This window comes from Ruminococcus sp. (genome assembly GCF_019423705.1).
Taxonomy (GTDB): Bacteria; Bacillota; Clostridia; order Oscillospirales; family Ruminococcaceae; genus Hominimerdicola.
Map to the genome: position 1 here is coordinate 1 of NZ_JAHZAX010000018.1, position 20,173 is coordinate 20,173.

16 protein-coding genes are annotated in these 20,173 nt (G+C 45.6%); 5 read left to right on the forward strand and 11 right to left on the reverse strand.

Annotation, left to right across the window (positions count from 1 at the left end; genetic code table 11):
* Nucleotides 1-65 precede the first annotated feature (65 nt).
* Nucleotides 66-1,526: a recombinase family protein gene (locus tag QZ371_RS11330; RefSeq protein ID WP_295213286.1), complete on the forward strand. Its 1,461-nt coding sequence runs from the start codon at nt 66-68 to the stop codon at nt 1,524-1,526.
* Nucleotides 1,527-1,591: 65 nt separating this feature from the next.
* Here the strand turns inward: QZ371_RS11330 and QZ371_RS11335 are convergent, their stop codons facing one another.
* The 6 genes from QZ371_RS11335 to QZ371_RS11360 all read right to left on the reverse strand — a co-directional run bounded on the left by QZ371_RS11335 (nt 1,592) and on the right by QZ371_RS11360 (nt 5,732).
* The gene (locus QZ371_RS11335) at nt 1,592-2,452 is read right to left on the reverse strand and encodes a Sir2 silent information regulator family NAD-dependent deacetylase (protein ID WP_295213288.1); all 861 of its coding nucleotides are present in this window, start codon (nt 2,450-2,452) and stop codon (nt 1,592-1,594) included.
* Nucleotides 2,403-3,170, reverse strand: coding sequence for a protein-ADP-ribose hydrolase (locus QZ371_RS11340; protein WP_366558741.1), 768 nt, complete (start codon nt 3,168-3,170; stop codon nt 2,403-2,405). Before QZ371_RS11340 ends, QZ371_RS11335 begins: the two co-directional genes overlap by 50 nt.
* A 10-nt stretch (nt 3,171-3,180) precedes the next feature.
* Nucleotides 3,181-3,795: a 4Fe-4S binding protein gene (locus tag QZ371_RS11345; protein WP_295213293.1), complete on the reverse strand. Its 615-nt coding sequence runs from the start codon at nt 3,793-3,795 to the stop codon at nt 3,181-3,183.
* Between the two features lie 10 nt (nt 3,796-3,805).
* On the reverse strand, nt 3,806-4,375 hold the full coding sequence (locus tag QZ371_RS11350) for a nitroreductase family protein (protein WP_295213295.1): 570 nt from the start codon (nt 4,373-4,375) through the stop codon (nt 3,806-3,808).
* Nucleotides 4,375-5,439, reverse strand: coding sequence for a radical SAM/SPASM domain protein, ACGX system (acgM, locus tag QZ371_RS11355; RefSeq protein WP_295213298.1), 1,065 nt, complete (start codon nt 5,437-5,439; stop codon nt 4,375-4,377). The genes QZ371_RS11350 and acgM overlap by 1 nt, the downstream gene beginning before the upstream one ends.
* A gap of 110 nt (nt 5,440-5,549) precedes the next feature.
* On the reverse strand, nt 5,550-5,732 hold the full coding sequence (locus QZ371_RS11360; protein WP_295213301.1) for a hypothetical protein: 183 nt from the start codon (nt 5,730-5,732) through the stop codon (nt 5,550-5,552).
* Between the two features lie 245 nt (nt 5,733-5,977).
* Between QZ371_RS11360 and QZ371_RS11365 the strand changes: the two genes are divergently transcribed.
* The 3 genes from QZ371_RS11365 to QZ371_RS11375 all read left to right on the forward strand — a co-directional run bounded on the left by QZ371_RS11365 (nt 5,978) and on the right by QZ371_RS11375 (nt 8,639).
* Nucleotides 5,978-6,304 carry a helix-turn-helix domain-containing protein gene (locus tag QZ371_RS11365; protein ID WP_295213319.1) on the forward strand — a complete coding sequence of 109 codons (327 nt, stop codon included), beginning with the start codon at nt 5,978-5,980 and terminating at the stop codon, nt 6,302-6,304.
* A 307-nt stretch (nt 6,305-6,611) separates the two neighbouring features.
* Nucleotides 6,612-6,884, forward strand: a complete 273-nt coding sequence (locus QZ371_RS11370; protein ID WP_295213302.1) for a hypothetical protein — start codon at nt 6,612-6,614, stop codon at nt 6,882-6,884.
* Between the two features lie 153 nt (nt 6,885-7,037).
* A complete protein-coding gene (locus tag QZ371_RS11375) occupies nt 7,038-8,639 on the forward strand; it encodes a recombinase family protein (protein WP_295213303.1) in 1,602 nt (533 codons plus the stop codon).
* Between the two features lie 83 nt (nt 8,640-8,722).
* Here the strand turns inward: QZ371_RS11375 and QZ371_RS11380 are convergent, their stop codons facing one another.
* From QZ371_RS11380 to QZ371_RS11400, 5 genes are all read right to left on the reverse strand, one after another.
* Nucleotides 8,723-9,493 carry a sulfite exporter TauE/SafE family protein gene (locus QZ371_RS11380; protein WP_295213304.1) on the reverse strand — a complete coding sequence of 257 codons (771 nt, stop codon included), beginning with the start codon at nt 9,491-9,493 and terminating at the stop codon, nt 8,723-8,725.
* A gap of 189 nt (nt 9,494-9,682) precedes the next feature.
* Nucleotides 9,683-11,458, reverse strand: a complete 1,776-nt coding sequence (locus QZ371_RS11385) for a D-alanyl-D-alanine carboxypeptidase family protein (RefSeq protein ID WP_295213307.1) — start codon at nt 11,456-11,458, stop codon at nt 9,683-9,685.
* Between the two features lie 145 nt (nt 11,459-11,603).
* Nucleotides 11,604-12,962: an MATE family efflux transporter gene (locus QZ371_RS11390; protein WP_295213309.1), complete on the reverse strand. Its 1,359-nt coding sequence runs from the start codon at nt 12,960-12,962 to the stop codon at nt 11,604-11,606.
* On the reverse strand, nt 12,955-15,669 hold the full coding sequence (locus QZ371_RS11395) for a glycosyl hydrolase family 59 (RefSeq protein WP_295213312.1): 2,715 nt from the start codon (nt 15,667-15,669) through the stop codon (nt 12,955-12,957). Before QZ371_RS11395 ends, QZ371_RS11390 begins: the two co-directional genes overlap by 8 nt.
* Before the next feature lie 125 nt (nt 15,670-15,794).
* Nucleotides 15,795-16,616, reverse strand: coding sequence for an AraC family transcriptional regulator (locus QZ371_RS11400; RefSeq protein ID WP_295213314.1), 822 nt, complete (start codon nt 16,614-16,616; stop codon nt 15,795-15,797).
* A gap of 178 nt (nt 16,617-16,794) precedes the next feature.
* Here QZ371_RS11400 and QZ371_RS11405 point away from each other — a divergent pair, with 178 nt between their 5' ends.
* Nucleotides 16,795-20,022, forward strand: a complete 3,228-nt coding sequence (locus QZ371_RS11405; RefSeq protein ID WP_295213317.1) for a recombinase family protein — start codon at nt 16,795-16,797, stop codon at nt 20,020-20,022.
* The last annotated feature ends 151 nt before the right edge of the window (nt 20,023-20,173 follow it).

Here is a 20,173-nt window from a genome sequence, read left to right on the forward strand (position 1 = left end):
GCTGCATAATTCTTGTTCGAATAAAATGTGTCAAGTGATATTGACAAAACCAGCACACACTTGGCATGAATGGAGTCAAACTGAAATCACGTCCGCTTTATGGGTACAAACTGGTTGATGGCGATCATAACCGGTGGGAAATTGACGAGGAATCTGCTAAGATTGTACGAATGATTTTTGATATGTTCCTGCATCAAGATATGTCGATCAATTCTATTGCAAAACACCTGAGAACCAATAAAGTTCCAACACCAAGTGCGTACATGGGATACAAATATACCAAGGTCGGTACTTCTTATGGCTGGTTGTTCCAAACGGTCAAACGACTGCTTGAATTTCAGGAATACTGCGGAGATACCGTGAATTTCAAAACGAAAACAACATCGTATAAATCCAAATCAAGGCTCTTTCTTCCAAAAGAAAATTGGGTTGTTTTTGAAAATCAGCATCCTGCCATAATCAGAAGAGAAGATTTTGAAAAGACACAGGAAAAGCTGAAAACCATATCAAAGAACTCATTTTCACCTTCAAACGAGATGAAAAATGATACCTTTTTCCGAAATAAATGTGTTTGTGCAAAATGTGGAGCAAAGATGCACCGAAGGCATAGTGTCAATGGTGTATATTTTGTCTGTAAGACGTATATGCAATATGGCACTTGCTGTTCCAATCACATAACTGAAAATGAACTGCGAAGAATCACGCTCGACCATCTTAAAAAGCTTTATATGGCTGTTAAAGACAGCAGAGATACACTCATCACTAAACTTGGATTAAATCAACTTACCGAGCTTGACAAGCAGATTAAAGAAACTGAAAATCGAGTCAATGCCATCAGCAAACTTTTGACAGAGCTATATGAAAAGAAATTTCAAGGCAAATTGTCAGATTCAGAATTCAGGATTCAATCAAAATCATTAAGCTGTGAAAAGGAAGAACTGCTTCAATTTCTTTCGGACGTTACTGTACGAAAATTCACAATCAGCAAAAAGTTTCTTTCTGTCACAGAAATACTGAACAGAATAGAGAATTCCAGATTATCGGAGTTAGATGCTGTCACGCAGGAAATATGCGATGCCTTGATTGAAAAAATCGTGATTGATGAACCGATGGGGCAGAAAGAAAAGAATTACGGAAAACGCATTGTTGACATCTATATTTACGAACTCGGCAATCTTTCTGATTTGGTGGATGTGCGGGTTAAGCCATACTCACAGCGTATAAAAGAAATCGCCCCTCAATTACTTCTTGAAAGGCGATGTGATACGGCAAATGTGGTAGAAGCTTTGGCAACAAAACGTACAAGTCTGAAAAGTGCTCTTGCAGAAGAAGGGACAAACTTTCAAACTGTAATTGTTGAAATACGCAAAGAAATTCTGATTGATGCCATTAAAAAGGGGCTTTCCATAAAAGAAATTTACCCTTTGCTTGGCTATCCTGAACCTTCTAATGTTTATTGGTTTGCAAAGCGGTTTTTAGGTATGAGTTTCAATGATTTCTATTGCAAAACAAGAAAAGAAATATGATCTGGCTGCACTTGGACAGAAATGTTCAGGTGCATTTTGTCTATGGTAGATAAATAATGAATCGCTTAGTCTATCAATAGCTTTATATCAGTATTGATGCAGATCGCCTGTGATTTAATCTGCTCTGGGCAAAAAGCTTCGCCAAAATTCAAGCAGGCGTACACGGCTTTCGGATTTTTCGCCGTCATCTGCCAGAACGGATACTTAATAATTGCAGGCGTATTATATCCCACACCAAGTTCCAGAAATAAGATATGCAGATTTTCGTGCCTGCGGAGAAATTCCGCATACCGATCTGCCGCACGATACCAGCCCTTGTCCTGTACAAAAGTATTATCTGAACGCAAATTCATGGTCATAGGTTTTCCGCATTTTGGACAGCGTGGAATAAGCTCTGTTGGAACACGCATATCTTCCTGAAATTCCAGCATATCTTTCACACATTCTTCGTTATCATAAGTTTCCTGACAACAAGGCTCTGAACATTGAAAAAGTCCATAATCACCCTGTGTGTAGAAAAGTCTGTGCTTGTCAAAACCAGCTTTCTGAAACTGGTGGTCTACATTGGTGGTCAGCACAAAATAATCTTTGTCTTTCACAAGTTCAAACAATCTCTTGTAAACACCGTTGTCAACGTCCATATAGCGGTTGATATAAATGTATCTCGACCAGTACGCCCAATGTTCTTCCAGAGATTCAAATGGATAGAAGCCGCCGGAATACATATCCCGAACGTTATATTTTTCAATGAAATCCGAGAAATATTTTTCAAAACGCTCGCCGCTGTATGTGAACCCTGCCGCAGTGGAAAGTCCTGCTCCTGCACCTATGAGAATGGCATCTGCGGTTTCGATTTCATTTTTCAAACGTTCTATCTCAGCCGAAAAGTCCGTTGTATATTTCGTAATCTTTCTCTGTAAAAACATTGAATATCACCTCTATATCGTGGGTTTTCAGAAATTCTCTCACCGTCTGCACAGCGATCTCCGCTGCCTTATCCTGCGGAAAGCCGAACACACCTGTGGAAATACAGCAAAAGGCGATGCTCTTTATTCCACTTTCTACCGCAAGTTCCAGACAGCCCTGATAACAGCTTTTCAGCAGCTCGCAGTGTTTTTCAATCAGCCTGCCCTGTACGATCGGTCCGACGGTGTGGATTACATAATTGCAGGGGAGGTTATAAGCAGGCGTGATTTTCGCTGTACCTGTCGGTTCTTCGTGTCCCTGTGCTTTCATGATCTCCGCACATTTCAGCCGCAGGCGAACCCCGGCAAAGGTGTGGATACAGTTGTCGATGCAGTTGTGGCAAGGGCGATAACACCCAGTCATTCCCGAATTTGCGGCATTGACGATCGCACCGCATTGCAGCGTTGTGATGTCGCCTTTCCAAAGATAAATATTCTTCTCAACAGGCTGTAAGTCGGCAATGTCAGTAATACCTTTCTGTACTGTCAGCTTTTGCAGAAATTCGTCCTCGGCTTTGAGATATTCCGCACTGGCTTTCCCTGCCGGTCGAATGTTAACAAGGCTGCGATATAGGAGAAATTGTTCCGATTCCTTTGCTGGAATAGTTAAACCGTTCCATTCCGGACGTTCTGAAAGCAAATATGCAATCAAATTATTTAATTTTTCATTTGCCATCATCTTTCATCCTTTATAACCGTTCGATCGCTCCCACAGGACACTTTTCAAAGCAAGAACCACAGTGCAGACAATTTTGCTGACGGATAATAGCTTTTCCATTTGCAAGGTCGATACAGTTTTGTGGACAGACCCTCTGACAGATTCCACAGCCAATACACTTATCTGTAACTTGATAGCCTTTGAACTCTGCATTGCCGTTTCCAATGGTATAGGTTTCTCGGAAAATCGGATTTACGCCGAGGTTGAAATACTCTATCGAGCCGTCTTTTATCTCAAAACAAATACCGATATATCGCTTGTCACCAGGGTAAAGGTTTGCAAGATAGGGATGCTCTTCAAAAATGGTGTCAATGGCAGTTTTCTGTTTTTCCTCAGCTACAGGGTAAGCCTTTGCGGAAAGCCGTATCATCTCCTTGAATTTTGTGTAGACAAGTATCTGCACACGACCGTCGGAAAGAAGCTCCTTTGCAACATTTTTTCCTCTTGCGGTGAAAAAATAAAAGGAGTCCTCATCATAATGCACTGCACTGATGCAACGTATCTGCGGATCGCCGTTTTCGTCAACGGTAGCGACATTCAGTACGCCTACAAGCTGCATTTTCTTCAAACAAGTTTTTGCATCCATATGAAACACCTCATTCAATTATTTTGATTCTATTCGGTTTCCTTAGCTTTGTATGCGGTTGTTCGCCGTCGATATAGCCAAGGATCACAAAGCAGATTGCACTGTAATTTTCGGGAATGTCCCACTCGTTCAGCAGTTTTTGCCCCGTATCACTCACAAATGTTTCTTCTCCTCTGGAGATTATGCAGGAGGAGATACCAAGTTCCGTTGCCTGCAAAACCATATTCTCCGCTATACAAAATGCGTCTGCCACACGGAATGCAAAACCATTCTGACAGAATATCGTCACAACTGTCGGTGCGTCATAAAAGCCGTTTTTTATGGTCGGGTCGTCAATGCTACTTGGCTGTTCTTTGGATACATAGCCGCCCAGCAGCTTGCTTCTGTCAAATTTCGCAAGATTCATTCTGCCGATCTTTGCAGCAAGCTCAGCATTGTGAATCGCAACCAGCATACTCCGCTGTCCGCCGCCTGCATTGGGTGCGTAGTTTCCTGCCTCAAGAATAACCTCCAGATCTTCACGGCTTATCTGCTTATCCGTATATTTTCTGATAGAATGTCTTGCTTTGATAATGTCCATTAACATAATTTTTCACCTGTAATGTCATTGTATTCTTTCCAGCACTGCGGGTCTGGAGCGTACATATTGCCTGTATAGCCAAACGTCACCGCAGGACAGCCCCTGCAATATCCTCTCAATTCGCATTTGCTGCATTTTTCAAACTTGTCAAATTGTCTGTATGCTTCCAACTCATTACCTACAAACAGTTCATACATCGGCGTTTCAAACACATTTCCAATCTTGCTTTCCATTCGACGGCAGGCGTAAATATCGCCTGTAGAAAGTATCGTCATATGCCCGATACCGCAATGACAGCCGTCATAGATCATATTCGGATCGCTGTTTTCCGGCAGCTTGAAAATGCCCTTCTCATAGAAATACAGCGTCCACAGGTGGTCTTTCAGCTGAAAAGTGGTTTTACAGCCGTTTGCTTTATGCTCTGCAAATTTCCTGTGGCACATATTCATAAAATTCCGATACTGCTTCGGCGGAATATGATATTCTTCAGACTTCTGACCGCTTGTAGGGCAGTATCTTCCAAATGCGAACACGTCCACATTCTTCTCTGCACAAAGGTCGATCAGCTGCGGAAATTCGCTGATATTCGCACTGGATACAGTAGACATGATCGCACAGAACATTCCTGCATTTTTGATACAGTCGATTTTTTCAAGAGTCGTATCAAAAGAACCGGGTTTGCGGAATATATCGTGCGTTTCTCTAATTCCGTCAAGGGAAAGCTGATACTTCACACAGCCGTGTTCGTGAAGCTTCTGACAGACCTTGTCATCCAAATGAAAAGGGTTGCCGAGAATTGCCCAGCGGATATTCTTTTCTTTCAGCAGCTCCGCCAGTTTCCAAAAGTCCTTGTGCAGGATAGGATCACCGCCTGTGATGTAAAAGTATGGCGTTCTGCCGATTTTTTCGCACATTTCTTCACAGGAGGAAACGACCTGCCGCATCTTTTCCCAAGTCATTTCCGTCAGTTTTTTGCAATTGTTCTCTGCAAAGATATAGCAGTGTTTACAGCGTTGGTCGCAGGCATCTGTGATGTGCCATTGGAAAGCAAAATATGGTTTCATAAAGTCGTTTCCTCCTGATCTATTTCAAACGCAAAAGCGTACGATTCTCTCAGCAAACGCACCGTATCAAACGATGCGTCTGCTTTTTGGAAGTTGTGTCACGTTACACTTTACTTCTTGTCCGGGTCAGCTGCACCGCAGGCAGAACCGCAAGCAGATGCCGGAGCTTCCTTTGGGTCAGCACTGCCGCAAGCAGAACCACAAGCAGATGCCGGAGTTTCCTTCGGGTCAGCACTGCCGCAAGCACCATTATCACCACCAAAGGCAGCAACTCTGTTCAGCATTTCACTCATTGTGATTTCCTCCTTGTTTTTATTCAGGTTTCCCTGTTGTTATCAGCATATCACACATTTCTGCACTTGAAAAGTACGCACTTTTTTGTAAGGTAGTTACCAAAAGGTAACGATTGTGCATTTGCTGGATTTTTGACGCTAAATTTTATTGTAAACAGTTTGTGAACGACAAAATGTATTGCAATTTCACCTGTAATATGCTATAATGAATGTAACATTCTAAATGAAACAAATGAGGTGTTATCATAATAAAAAAAGAAGAATTGCCGGAATGCCCTGTGGCAATTACAGTACAGCTTATCGGCAACAAGTGGAAGCTGTTGATTCTGCGTAATCTGCGAATGCGTCCGTGGCGTTTCAACGAACTGCAAAAATCTCTGGAGGGGATTAGCCAGAAAGTGCTGACAGAAAGCCTGCGTTCCATGGAGGCAGATGGGATAATCAATCGCACAGTATATGCAGAAGTTCCGCCGAGAGTGGAGTATTCCCTCAGCGAATTGGGTGACACCATGCGTCCGATCTTAGACGCTATGGAAAAGTGGGGAAATGATTATAAGGCAACGTTTCATTGAATCATAATATACAAGCGATATGTAAAAAACTGCACTTGGACAGAAATGTTCAGGTGCAGTTTTTATATGCAGCACAATTCCCAAAGCAAAAGATTCCCGATTATTTGGGAACTTGAAAAAAGTGCAGATTTGCTTTTTCATTGCTTTTGTGCTATGATTACTACAGCAAATTCAAAAGCCTGTCTGTTGATTCGGAGATGATGATATAGGCAGACCATATACTGACTTCCATACGCTGTATGCAGTAGATGAGCAGACCAGAAAGATGTTCCGTCATCAGGAATATTTGGATCGGCGTGAAAGGCGAATGGTTATCACTTATCATGATAATATGTACGTTCCACCTGATCAGGAAGATATTCAGCTGCTTGCTTTACAGCAGGCACTTCTGATGCTCAAAAATCTGTATCAGGATAAATTTGAAGTCATAATCGGTTTCTATTATGGAAACTACAAAACAATAAAAGCATATGCTGTGAACTGCGGAATATCAAGGCAGGCAATGTCTAAAAAACTGCATAAGGCTTTGGAAATTCTGCGTCATATATGCTTTGAAAAACTTGAGAATCTTGAAAACTGAATATGAAGAACGCATAACTATTTTGATTGCTGCAATCCGGTTACAGACTGCGACGATCCGGCAACAATTTCTCTTTTCTGGTTGCGTTTATTTCTGATCTGCGCTAAAATAGAAATAGCAAATTTAAGCCTGTCGGTATAGGAGGAAACAAGTATGCAGACAGGGAAAATCACTGCTTTATATGTCAGATTTTCTTTCGATGATGGAATTGACACGGAAAGCGGAAGCATTGAACACCAGAAAGCATTGCTGAAAAACTATGCTGAATCCAATGGCTTTACCAATCTTTCTTACTACGCAGATGATGGTTACACAGGCACAAACTTTAACCGTCCAAATTTTCAGCGTATGATGAATGACATCAAAAACGGACTGGTTGGAACAGTCATCGTCAAAGATATGAGCCGACTGGGCAGAAATTATCTTATGGTAGGTCAGTATGTGGAAATTGACTTTCCAAAGTACGATGTTCGCTTTATTGCAATCAGCGATAATGTGGATTCTGCCAAAGGAATGAATGATTTACTGCCGATCAATAATCTGATGAATGAATGGTACAGCAGAGATATTTCAAAGAAGATCCGTTCCATGGTACGCCAAAAAGGCAACAGCGGTCAGCATATCACATCAAAACTGCCTTATGGGTATTACAACACTCATGAGAACAAACAGGATTGGCAGGTGGATGAGGAAGCTGCAGAAGTTGTCCGAGAAATATTTGAACTGTATGTACATCATGCAATGGGAACAAAGCAGATTGCATTACAGTTGCAGGCTGAAAAACGTATTGGAGTGGAATATCACAAGAAAATACGAAAAGGGATTGCGGTTACTGCTGAGGATATTTATTTGTGGAACAGCGGAACGATTGCTGCCATTCTTAAGCGTCAGGAATACGTCGGTGATACGGTCAATTTTCACACACAGATTGCTTCTTACAAGAATAAGACTGTGATCTACAACGAAAGTGACAAGATCAAGATTTTTCCTGACACGCACCCTGCAATTATCAGTCGTGAACTGTTTCAGATGGCACAGGACAGATGTGAAAAGACAATACGTCATCCGTCAAGACCACATAAGTATCTTTTTGGTGATTATCTGTATTGTATGGACTGTCACGCAAGAATGCACGGCAGAAGATGTGGGACAAAAAGTGAAAATGCTCTTTATTGCTATGAGTGTACAACTTACAGGAAAAGCAAAGGGTGTTACTTCCATGGTGTTCCTGAGAAATATCTTGAAACCGAGGTCTTACAGGCAATTCAGAGAGTGATCTATAAGGCAAATGCCAATCCCGATGAATTCTACAAGGCCATTCAGAAACGTGTTGAGAAGAGGTCTGATGACTGCAAAGCGGTTGTTTTAGCGGAGCTTGAAAAATCTCAGCTTCGCATTACGGAAATCGATAAGTACATTCAAGGTTTGTTTGAGGCAAAGGTCAGAGGTGAAATAGACGGCTCGCTGTTTGCAAGTTTGAAAAGGACTTACGATGAAGAAAAAGAACAGCTTAACGCATTAGTTGCAGAACTCATAGGAAAACTTCATGAGAAAAATGAGTCTGTCAACAAGGTCAAACTGTTTATGCAGGCAATCGAAAAGTATGATGCCGTTACAGAACTCACTCCGCAGGTATTGGCTGACTTTATTGAACATATTGAAGTCGGCAAATGTCAAAACACAAGTAAAAAGCTGCCTTTTTCCAAAAGGGATAATGCAGTTTCAGTGTTTTTCTGGGGTATCGGCATTTTTTAATTGGGAAATGGCGAGTTCCCTAAGCGTATTACGACCACCGCATTTTTATGCGATACTGCTTTTATTTTTCATCAAAACGATCATTATTTTAGCCAATTGACCGCCAAAATAGCCACGCCGAGAACAACAAGCACAGTTCCCGTCGCCCTGTTAAGGGTCTTTGCGGAGACTTTGTTCGCTATCACTGCAGCGATAAGGGCGAACACCAGCGTGCTTATTATACATATCACAAGTGCAGGGATATCGGGCAGACCGCCAATCACGATATGGCTTGCCGAGCCCGTGAAAGCTGTTGCCGCCATAATGAAAACGCTTGTGCCAACGGCGGTCTTTAGCTCATAACCCAGCACAGATGTGAGGACGAGCAACATCATCATTCCGCCGCCTGCGCCGATAAATCCGCATATAAAGCCCACCATTGCACCGCAGAGCACCGAACGGACGGCTTTCTGCTGCGCCGTTGCGTTTGTGAAGCGTGCTTTCGGCTCAGTAACAGGTTTTGCAATGAACTTCACGCCGAGAAGCAGCGTCATAAACGTTGAAAAACTGCCCATCGTTTTTGACGGCACGATGCTTGCGACATAGCTTCCCACAAGGGTGAAGCACAGCACCGAAGCCATCATAATAAGTCCGTTGCGGATATCGAGATTTTTGTTTTTTGCGTATGTATATGCGGAAGCTGCGCTGGCGAGAACGTCGCTTGCAAGGGCTATGGCCACCGCTTGATATGGTTCCATTCCAAGAAAGGTTATGAGCATAGGGCTTATGACCGCCGCAGCGCTCATTCCTGCAAAGCCCGTTCCAAGCCCTGCGCCAAGCCCTGCAAGGATACACACGATAACTTTTATCAGCATTCTAACTTTATCAGTCCTTTTAAAATTTGATAGTTTCGTTTGTTAAATATTGAGGAACATCAAATATTATAGCATATGTATTTTAGTATTGTGAGAAAAATGTATGAACATTAATATAACAAAACGACCCTCAGAGGGCGTTCGTCCCCGAGGGTCAAAAAAGCTGAAAAGCTTTTAAACATTGATCGTTTAATCTTTGTATTGCGAAGTTATACCGAAATATTCTTCAAAGCACAGTCCGCTGTATGTAATGTTCTGTGCCAAAGGCGTACCGACATATCTGATATGCCAAGGCTCATATTTATAACCTGTAACAGCTTCCTTGCCCTTTGGATAGCGGATTATAAAGCCGTACTTTGCGCAGTTGTTCGCAAGCCATTTAGCTTCTTTTGTTCCGCCGAAAGAGTCGCTGGCTTTGTTCACATCAATGACCATACCTGTCTGATGTTCGCTGTAACCCGGTCTTGCGGAATATGTATCGGCTGCTGCCTTGCCGTCACGGCGAACATACGAATCATAAAGATACTTCTGATCGTAATATGAACGATAGCCCGAGCATACCCACAGGCTTATACCGTCCTTATATGCAGCGCTCTGCATTTTCGTGAAAGCGGCGGAAGTCTCCTTCGTCAGACCTTTTGGGTCATAGCTTGCAGGCAGGGAATAGCTTTTGTTTGCGATCAGAACGCCGTCAACATAGCTTGCGCCGTTTTTAACTTCAATGGTGTGGTCGGCGGTGGTGACTGTTATCTCCTGTGAATACCCGCCGTAATGATTTACGCCCCTGTCGTCAGTCTTGCAGGCTCTGACCTTGAATTTGTATGTGCTGTTTGCGTAAAGGCCATTGATAGCACAGGAATTTACAGTCGATGAAGCAATGTTTTTCCAGCTTCCGTTCGACCATATAAAGACCTTGTAGCTTGTGCAGCCAACAGACTTCCAGTTAAGGTCAAGGGTCGTTGCTGTGATGTCGGAAGCCTTCAATCCTGTGACCTGTCTCGGGTTTGTGGCTGAATTGTAGTTATCAGAATAGCCTCCGTATATCTTCTTGCCTCCAACAAGCTTGTAGGCTCTCACCTTGAAATTCTCTCTTGTTGCGGCCGGCAGACCTGTTACTATATATGTTGTGCCAGTCACATCTGCGATCTCGGGATATTTGCCCTTTGAACGCATACAAACTGAATATCCGTCCGCACCATTTACGGCGTTCCAGCTGAGCTTTATTGAGCTTGTGTTAGGCGTTCTCGATGATACGCCAGTTACCTTGCCAACATTATAGACTTCTGCAGTGGCGTCGGCTGATATCTTGCCATAATGATTTGAGCCCTTGTCGTCAGTCTTACAGGCTCTCACTCTGAAAGTATAGCTGCCTGTTGAAAGTCCTGTCACCGTGCAGAAAGGCGTAGTTGTCCGTGCGATCTGCGTCCACTTGCCGTTTTTATACATAAACACACGATAGTCTGTGCAGCCCACCTTGTTCCAAGTGAGATTCACCGCAGAGCTTGTCATAGTCTCCGCCTTCAAATTCGTTATAGGTCGTGGATTGGTGGCGGAATTATAGTTTGCCGAATAGCTGCCATAGACCTTTTTTCCGTTCACAAGCTTGTAGGCTCTGACCTTAAAATTCTCTCTCGTTGCAGCCGGCAGACCTGTTACTGTGTAGGTTGTGTCCGTCACGTCAGCGATCTCTGGATATTTGCCCTTTGAGCGCATACAAACGGAATATCCGTCCGCACCATTTACGGCGTTCCAGCTGAGCTTTATCTCGCTTATGCCGGGAGTCCTTGATGAAAGTCCTGTGACTTGTCCCACATATACCTGCGCTGTGACCTCGGCTGCACTTGCGGGCATAAGTGCTCCGCTTTCGCTGACAGGCGCAAAACCCACCGCACATATCATTATCGCAGCACAAGCGGCCGCAACGGCATTTTTACTTTTTCTGTTTTTGAATGTTGTCAATTTCATTTTAGGTTCTCCTTTCATTTATTTTGACAGTCCTTTGTTTTACATTTACATTATAGCACAACTTGAACAGTTTGTAAACAGGAAAATCGCACAAAACAATTTAAGGCAGCACCTCACAAACTTTGTATGATGCTGCCTTTTTATATTATTTTTCTCCCACAATAGAATGGAGCCGCCATTTGCCGCCACGATATCTTATAAGGCTGACCATAGCCGTCACGAACCAGGTGGCTGCGGTGGTGAGCCATATGCCCCAAAAGCCTATGAAAGCTATCTTTGTGAGCACAAGCGACAGACCGATTCGGCAGACGACTTCCGCCATTCCGTTGACAAGGGCGTAATTGGTATCCCCTGCGCCGTTGAGGAAGCCCCTTGTGGTGTGGATAATGCCCAGCGACCAGTAAAACAGCGCCGTGATGATAAGTGACTTTGCGGCGATATTGATAACGTTCTTGCCGCTGACGAACCAGCCCGTTATGAATCTGCCGAAAGCGGTAAATAGCACCAGCACCACCAGCGAGAACATCACGGATATTTTTACTGCGCTCTGCACACCATTCTGCGCCCTTTTCTGCTTGCCTGCGCCGATATTCTGTCCTGTGAATGTGGATACCGCCGCATTAAGGGACGAAAACGGCTGCTGGACGAATTGCTCGATACGCATTGAAACTGTGTATGCCGCCATAACAGTCTCGCCGAAGCCGTTTGTCACACTCTGGAGGGCGACCATTGAAACTGATATCAGTCCGTTTTGAATTGCGATAGGCACGCCCGTTTTAACGCAGCGGCTCATCATAAGCTTGTCGGGGTGGAGATCGTCGGCGGTGAGCTTTATCTCTCCGCTGACCGCAAAGCAATATATTATGCAGGATATCACCGAAAGCGCTTGTGTCAGAACTGTCGCCCAAGCTGCGCCCACAATTCCAAATTTAAACACCACCACGAACAGCAGATCAAGCAGGGCGTTCAAAATGCTTGCCGCACCGAGGAATATCAGCGGCGTTTTTGAGTCGCCCAAAGCACGCATTATGGCGTTTATCCAGTTGTATGCCGCCACCGCCAGCGTTCCGCCGCAGGCTATTCGCATATACGCCGCCGAGTCGGCAATAAGCCTGTTCGGAACGTTCAAAAGCTCCAATATCGGCCTTGCGGCAGGTACGGAAATAAGGCTTATGACTATGCCGAATATCGCCGTAACAAGGGCTGAATTGAACACCGATGACTTCATTGCCCGCTCATCGTCCGCCCCGAAATACTGCGCCGTGATTATTCCTGCCCCAACGGACAGGCCTATGCAAAGAGTGTAAAAAAGATACGTTATCGAACCCGTCGCACCCACAGCGGCAAGGGCGTCATCGCCCAGATAACGCCCCACCACCATTGTGTCTACTATATTATAAGTCTGCTGCAAGAGATTTCCTGCAAGCAGGGGCAGCGAAAACATCACGATATGCCGCATTTCGCTGCCTGTTGTCATATCAGTCGTCCTGCTAAATTTACTCATTATTTTCCTTACGCTTCTTTCTGCTCCTTGCTATGCCGTAGATCGCAGCGCCAACTGCCGCAGCCGCACAAACGCCTGCTCCAACAGCTACCGGCAACTTACTTTTGCCAGACTTCTTTGCCGAAGCTTCCGCAGTTTTTTCCTGCTCGAAAGGTATCTTTCCGCCTGTTACCTGCATAGCGTCAATGGTGTATTTGCCCGACTTTATCGTCACCTTTGCGGTGTGAGCGCCCTCAGCCAAGCCCTCAAAGTGGCAGGATATCTCACGCTGTCCTGTTCTCGATACTGTAACAAGCTGTTCATCGCCGCCGTCGATAGATACGCCAAGGATAGCGTTTTCTCTTGTCTCGCCCGAAAGCGCAAAGCCTGTGCCCTCAAAGGTTACTGTGGAAGCGTCGCCCTCTGAGCCAGACGAAGCGGTACGCTTGTAGTTTTTGAAGCTGCTCATCAGATCGTGCTCCCAGTTGCCCTCAAAGGCAAAGCACTCGTCCGTTTCGTCAAAGCGTGTGATATAAGTCTCGCTGCCGACCTCTTCGGCGGAGAAATTATCAAAGCTGTTTTTGTTATAAGAGCTGAAAAGCGCCGCTCTGCCTGCGCTGATGAAGGACTCGCCCTCAAGCGCCGTGTGCTCAGCCACCATATTGCCGTCGATGTATCCACGGACTGTGTTGTTGATAGCCTCGACTTTGAGATTATGCCAAGCCGTGCTGTCAAAGTTATCGAGAGTGCCCTCTTCCAGCGTGTCGCCGTTAGCTTTCAGCGCCCAATTGCCGTTTTCATAAAGCTGTATCCAATAGCCGCTGTACGAGTTTGCTCCGAGAGTGTATCTAAGTCCTGCGCCCACATAATTAAGCTTGCTGTCCTGCGAAGCTTCAAAAGCGGCGTCAACGTTCACGCTGTAATTATACCATCTGTCATCACCAAAAGTTGTAACAGGTTCGGGGGTGTAACCCCAGTCATTGGCGATGATATCCGCTGTTATCTGCTGAACGAGCACATTGCCCTTGTCGGTGTGCTCCACCTCGAAAGCGCCGCCCTGATCGGTGGTGTATCTCGGCGCATAGCCTCTTGAAGCAAGGTAATTTTTGTCATAGTCAGAATACTCAAAATCGTCCTTATAAGGCAGCTTCAAAACTGTGCGCTCGGTCTCATCGGCGTTTTTATATTCCGTGCGGCTTGGGGTGACAGTCGAAACTGTTATCATAGAATTTGGCTTGACAGTTACAGAATATGTATAAGCTCCGCCATTTTCTGTTGGGGTGATATCCTGAGTTTTTTTGAAATAATTCTCGTCATAGCTGCCTTCTGCGCTGTCGGGACCTCTTGTTTCCCAAACACTGACCCCAGCGGAAGCCTTGTCAAGTCCCGATACCTTGAAATCGTACTGGATAGGCTCTTCCGTCGTGTTTGTGATAACTGTGCTGTAATCCCCTGTTTCTGGATTTTCGGCAGTCATATAGCTGTAAACTGCGTCAACGATAGCGTGACCATCGCCGCCCTTTTTGCCGTCGCTGTAACAAGCGCTGTCAACGAACGCCCAGCCTTTTTCTATAAACTGCGAAAAATGGAGAGACATATAAAAACCGCTGTCCAGCATATAATAGCCGCTCCAAGGATCGCAGGCGGAGATAAGCTGCTTTTGGCAATAGCAAGCACCGTCATAATATGCCGACACAACAGGCTGATACTCATAGAGGGTCATTTTACCGTTTGGATACATTCCGATGATCCTGTTTGCGATATCGAGAGTGCCGTTTATTCCAGCCAAGCCCGAACCGTCATATCTGTATGTGCCCTGCGCATACGCCATTGGGGAACTTGCTTCGCTGAACCAAAGCTCCTTATTTTCATCATAGGCAAGCTTCTGAGCGTTTTCTGTGGATTCGCTGGTATAATGGCTGCCCACAACGTCAACGACACTCATAAGGTCGCTGTCCTCATACATCCTGTCCGCAAAGCCCCAAGTGCAGACCTCTTCACCGCCGACTATCTTGATCTTTGAATAGTCATAAGGGCAATCGGTCTCGCTCTTCAAATGTGATGAAAGGTACTTCACCCATTCAAGATCAGCCCCACGCTCATTCTGAACAGCGCTGACATAATCGAACTGTATGCCGTAGGTCTCATATGCGGCGTCGAGAGTGTTTTTATACCATTTGTATCTTGCAGCGTAAACGTCCGAGGCACTGGATACCCACTTCGGTTCGCTCCACCAAAGCATATCTAAAGTGAGGTCTGGATTTATCTTCTTGGCATCGGCGGCAAGCTGATAAGCCGCACCTCTTGTTACGTCAGCCTTTTCGTCGGCGCTTCTCATAACAGAAGGCTCTGTGCCTGATGATGAGTTTATATCTGCGCCCATTTCTACCTTAAGGTGTGTAATGCCAACGCCCTCTTTGCCGAACATATATTCAAGAATTTTCTGATAAGCCTCGGGGTGCTCTGTCTTATAATCCAGCAGCAGCCTTGATGAATTGTTGCCGCTGACCATTCCTGCGCCCCTGTAACGCATATTTTCCTTGAGCTGGGTAGTTGTTCCGTCAATGGTTATCTCTTTGATATTATTAATATTTGCACTATTTGCGCTATTTTTGCTGTTAAGATCGTCCACACTGCTCCCCTCCGCATTGCAATTATAAGCGCCTGCACTCGATATCATCATCACGATCGCTGATATCGCCGAAGCGCACCGTTTTAGTATCGTCATAAGTTTTCCTTCCTGTTCCAAAGCTCTGCGAACTTTGCTTCCTTATGACAATTATAACTTTATAATGGCTTTCGGTCAATCTGAAATATTTTGCATATTATTAAGATACGAACATTTTGCGCAAGTTACAACAGCGCCGTGCCTTTTGATTGGCGGTACTCACGAGGGGACACGCCTTCGAGCTTTCTGAAAACGATACTGAAATAATTTCTGTCCTCATAGCCAACGCTTTTGCCCACTTCGCCGATCTCAATATCGGTATTGACCAGCAGCGATTTTGCCTGTGCGATACGGCGCTTTGCGATATACTCCAATGGGCGCATTGAGGTCTCCGCCTTGAAAACACGGCAAAAGTGCTGGACTGTTACCCCCGAAAGCCCTGCGAGGGTGTCGATAGTGATATCGTTCATATAGCTTGCGTCGATATACAAAAGCGCTTGACGGGTTATGCTGCCCACATTTTTTCTGCCGACTGGAGAGAGCATAGCTTCTTTCATTGCGAGGATATATTCATACACCAAAGCGGAGGCTCGTTCGCCGCAGCCAACGGGGTCGGCGGCAGCGGAGAGGATACGCTCAAAGAGAGCAGACGGCTTATCAAGGTCGATATCGGGGACGAATTTAAAGCCGTCAAAGCCTATATTTGCAAGTAGCGGAGCGGCGAACTCTCCACGAAAGACCAGCCAATTTGTAGTCCAATGGTCGTCCATGGGAAAATACTCATGGGGCTTGCTCGGCGGAAGATAAAAAGCCGAGCCCTTGGTCTGGGCATACTCGCAACCGTCCACGATGAGCCTGCCCTCCCCTGCTGTTGTAAAAAGCAATTGGTGAGAGACGAGCCCATTTTCACGGGTAACGTGGTACTCGGGGGCGGACACGCCGATACCGGTAAGATAAAACGGCAGCTTTATCTGCCGCCCGATGACGGGATAGACAGCGTTTTGCATTTTGGTCAGCTCCTTTTGGGTGTGTAGTTTGGTTGGTTTTATTATAGCATATTGTGGGGGGATTGTACAGGGGGATATTCTAAAATGCTCAACTTTAACCTTTTCCCCCTATATTCCCAACACGCTTTCTGCTATAATCGAAAATGTATTTTATTTCGACAGGAGCGTTGCAACATCAATGGACAACATTTTATCAGACTTCAAAGCTGCGTCGGGATTTGTCTCATCGGCGTATCTCAAAAGCGCAAAAGCTAAAAGCGAACGGCTCAATGCGGCGGCTTATATCAGAGTTTCCACCGACCACGCCGAGCAGGAAAACTCCTTTGCGCTGCAAAAACAATACTTCACAAAACTTATCTCAAGCGACCCGAACCTTAACTTTGTCGGCATATATTCCGACCTTGGCGCAAGCGGCACGGATATCGACAGCAGGCTGGGATTGAAACGGCTGCTCCGAAGCTGTCAAGACGGGTTTATCGACCGCATTTTCTGCAAATCTGTATCACGCTTCGCACGCAATACCGCCGACCTTATCGCCGCTCTTAACGACCTCGGCAAATGCGGCGTGAGCGTGTTTTTTGAAAAGGAAAACCTCGATACCGCAAATTCCGCCAGCGAATTTATCCTTACCACCCTCGGCGCTGTCGCACAGGAAGAAAGCCGCAGCATTTCAGAAAATATCAAGCTTGGCAATAAAATGCGCTCCTCTCGTGGCGAGGTCTGCAATTACGAGCTTTACGGATACCGCTTCAACGGCAGATACATCACCACCGCCAGCGGCTATAAATACAAGGATATCGACATAATCGACGAGGAAGCCGCAATCGTTCGTCGGATATTTCAAGAGGCCGCCGAACGCTGTTCTTATACAAACATTGCCAGACGGCTCAACATCGAGGGCGTCCCCTCCCCTGCCAAAGGCACACAAAGCGGATATTGGACAGGGCGACTGATATCGCAAATACTCAGCCGTGAGCGCTACACAGGCGACGTGCTTATCCAAAAACGCTTTGTGGAAAGCCATTTGGACCACGCCGTAATCAAAAACACAGGCCAGCTGGACAGATTTCTCATCAAAGACCACCACCCTGCCATAATCTTGAGAGAACTGTTTGATAAAGTACAACGGCTGCGCAGAAAACAAGTGGGCTGCGGCCAGCGGCACACACTTTCGCATATGCTCATCTGCGGAAAATGCGGCAGCTATCTTCATTCACGAAATGCCGATACCGGGCGCATTTGGTATTGTCCCACAGCCGAAAGAAGCTGTGGGATAAATATTTGCAGCGGTTTGAAAATATCCGAAGGTGCCGTTATCTCAGCCATAAAGACCGCCGCCGAAAGCTTCATTCGCCGATTTGAAAGCGCTGAACATTGCGTGGGGTATCTTTCGCAAAAGCTGGTTGATATACAAAATCGTGATATCGCACGAACTGATATCAAGCCGACTATCCGCAAAGCATTTGAAAAAAGCTATAACGATCGTGAAAATGCTATCAAGTGGCTGTACGAACTAAAAAGCGGTCTTACCAATGACAGAGATATAAATGATAAGCTTCTGAACGGAATATTGAGCGAACATTTCAAGGCGTTTATTCTTTGTGCGGAGATACAAAACGACTGCATTAAATTGTATCGTTGTGACGGCGAAAACTCAACGCTTGACATTGCGCCGGGGTTGATAACGTCAGCAAACAAGGCATATTTTCATTTGCAAGGCTGCACAGCTAACAACTGCACAAACAAAAAATCAGAAAATAAAGGATCAGACAAAGGGGGAAAATTTATGAAAGGCACGGCTTCGGTGGAGGTCATTCCTGCGACAAAACGTGCTGTGAGGGTTGGAGGACAGCTTCGGGATCAAAAAGAGCTTCGGGTCTGCGCATATTGTCGGGTATCGACGGGCGATGACAGTCAGCAGACATCATATGCAACGCAGAAGGCATTTTATTCCGATCTTATCAAGCACAAGCGTGGCTGGCAATTTGCAGGGATATACGCAGACGAAGCCCTGTCTGGCACGAGCCGCAAGCACCGAGCGGAATTCAACCGAATGATAGATGACGCAAAGGCTGGCAAGCTTGATTACATCGTGGCAAAATCAATATCACGATTCGCCCGCAACACGGTTGACACTCTCACCTGCATAAGAGAATTGCGGCAGCTTTCGCCGCCTGTTGGAGTGTTTTTTGAGAAAGAAAACATCGACACTCTTGACGCCAAAGGCGAACTCATACTGACGATACTGTCGGCGCTGGCGCAGGACGAAAGCCGTTCCATATCAGACAACATACGTTGGTCGATACAGAAAAATTTTCAGGCAGGCAAGCCGCAGATAAACCTTGACCGAATGTTGGGTTATGACAAAGGTGAAAACGGCGAATGGGTGATAAACCCAGCGCAAGCTGAGATCGTGCGGTATATTTTTGAGCACTATATCAGCGGCATATCGGCAAACAAGATCGCTGGGGAGCTAAACAGGCTGGGCAAGGTCACGGTAAACGGCAACAAGTGGCGTGCGGACAGCGTTTTGCTCATTCTGCGCAATGAAAAATACGTTGGCGACATTGAAATGCAAAAGACCGTGACCATAGATTTTCTAACTCATCGCTCCACGAAAAACAATGGCGAAGCGCCAAAATATTACATAAAAGATCACCACGCAGGCATAATCGATCGTGTGACTTGGGAGAAGGTCAAGGCAATGCTTTACGAGCCCACGGCGGCAGGCAATGGCAGACACCAGCGTGCAAACAGTTCGGTGTTCACGAACATAAGCTGGGCTGGTGAAAAGCTCAGGCGTATAACATATTCCGCCGTCGCAAAGGGCTACACAGACGGGCGGAGCATTGCAGCAACGGGAGCGGACAAAAGCCGATACGGCGAGAAATACAGCTTTTCATATCCCGTTTGGAAAATCAAAGGCCGCACTCCCCTGCACCAATGCGCCATCGAGCAAAGCTTTATGGCGCAGCTGCACAAGCTCAAGGCCGAGTTTATAGAATTTAGGTATAATTGCTCACTTTGCGAGGATTTTAAACGTACTTGTAAGCAGTTAAAAAGTGAAGGAAACGACGGAAAGCTGGACAACTACGCAAAGAATTTCGATCTTTTCATAGCCTGTTTAAACGGCCTGCCCGACCTGCTGCCAAAGCGGCTAATACCATTCGAGCGAGGCATATACTGCGCATTCATCAAATGCGGACGTGTGACAGCTCAAGGCGAGATCGAATACGAGACAAATTTCGGCACACAAATAAAGACGCACGGCAACGACCGCAAGCTGTCCGATTTCATCGGCTTCACCAAATCACACCCCAACGGGCAGTTTATCACGATCACGGCGACGTATGAGATCTACGGCAACAGCATACAATACCGGCGGTTTCCGCTGGGTGGAAAATAGAATATTTATATCAGATCTCACCCCACAGGTCATAGGCAGATATGGCTTGTGGGGTGATTTTGTTTTATTGGGTTTTTGATTGGTTTGGGGTGTAGGAATGTCTACACGAAAAAAGCGGTGGAGGTGTGGAATGCTGGGAGCGGAGTATGTT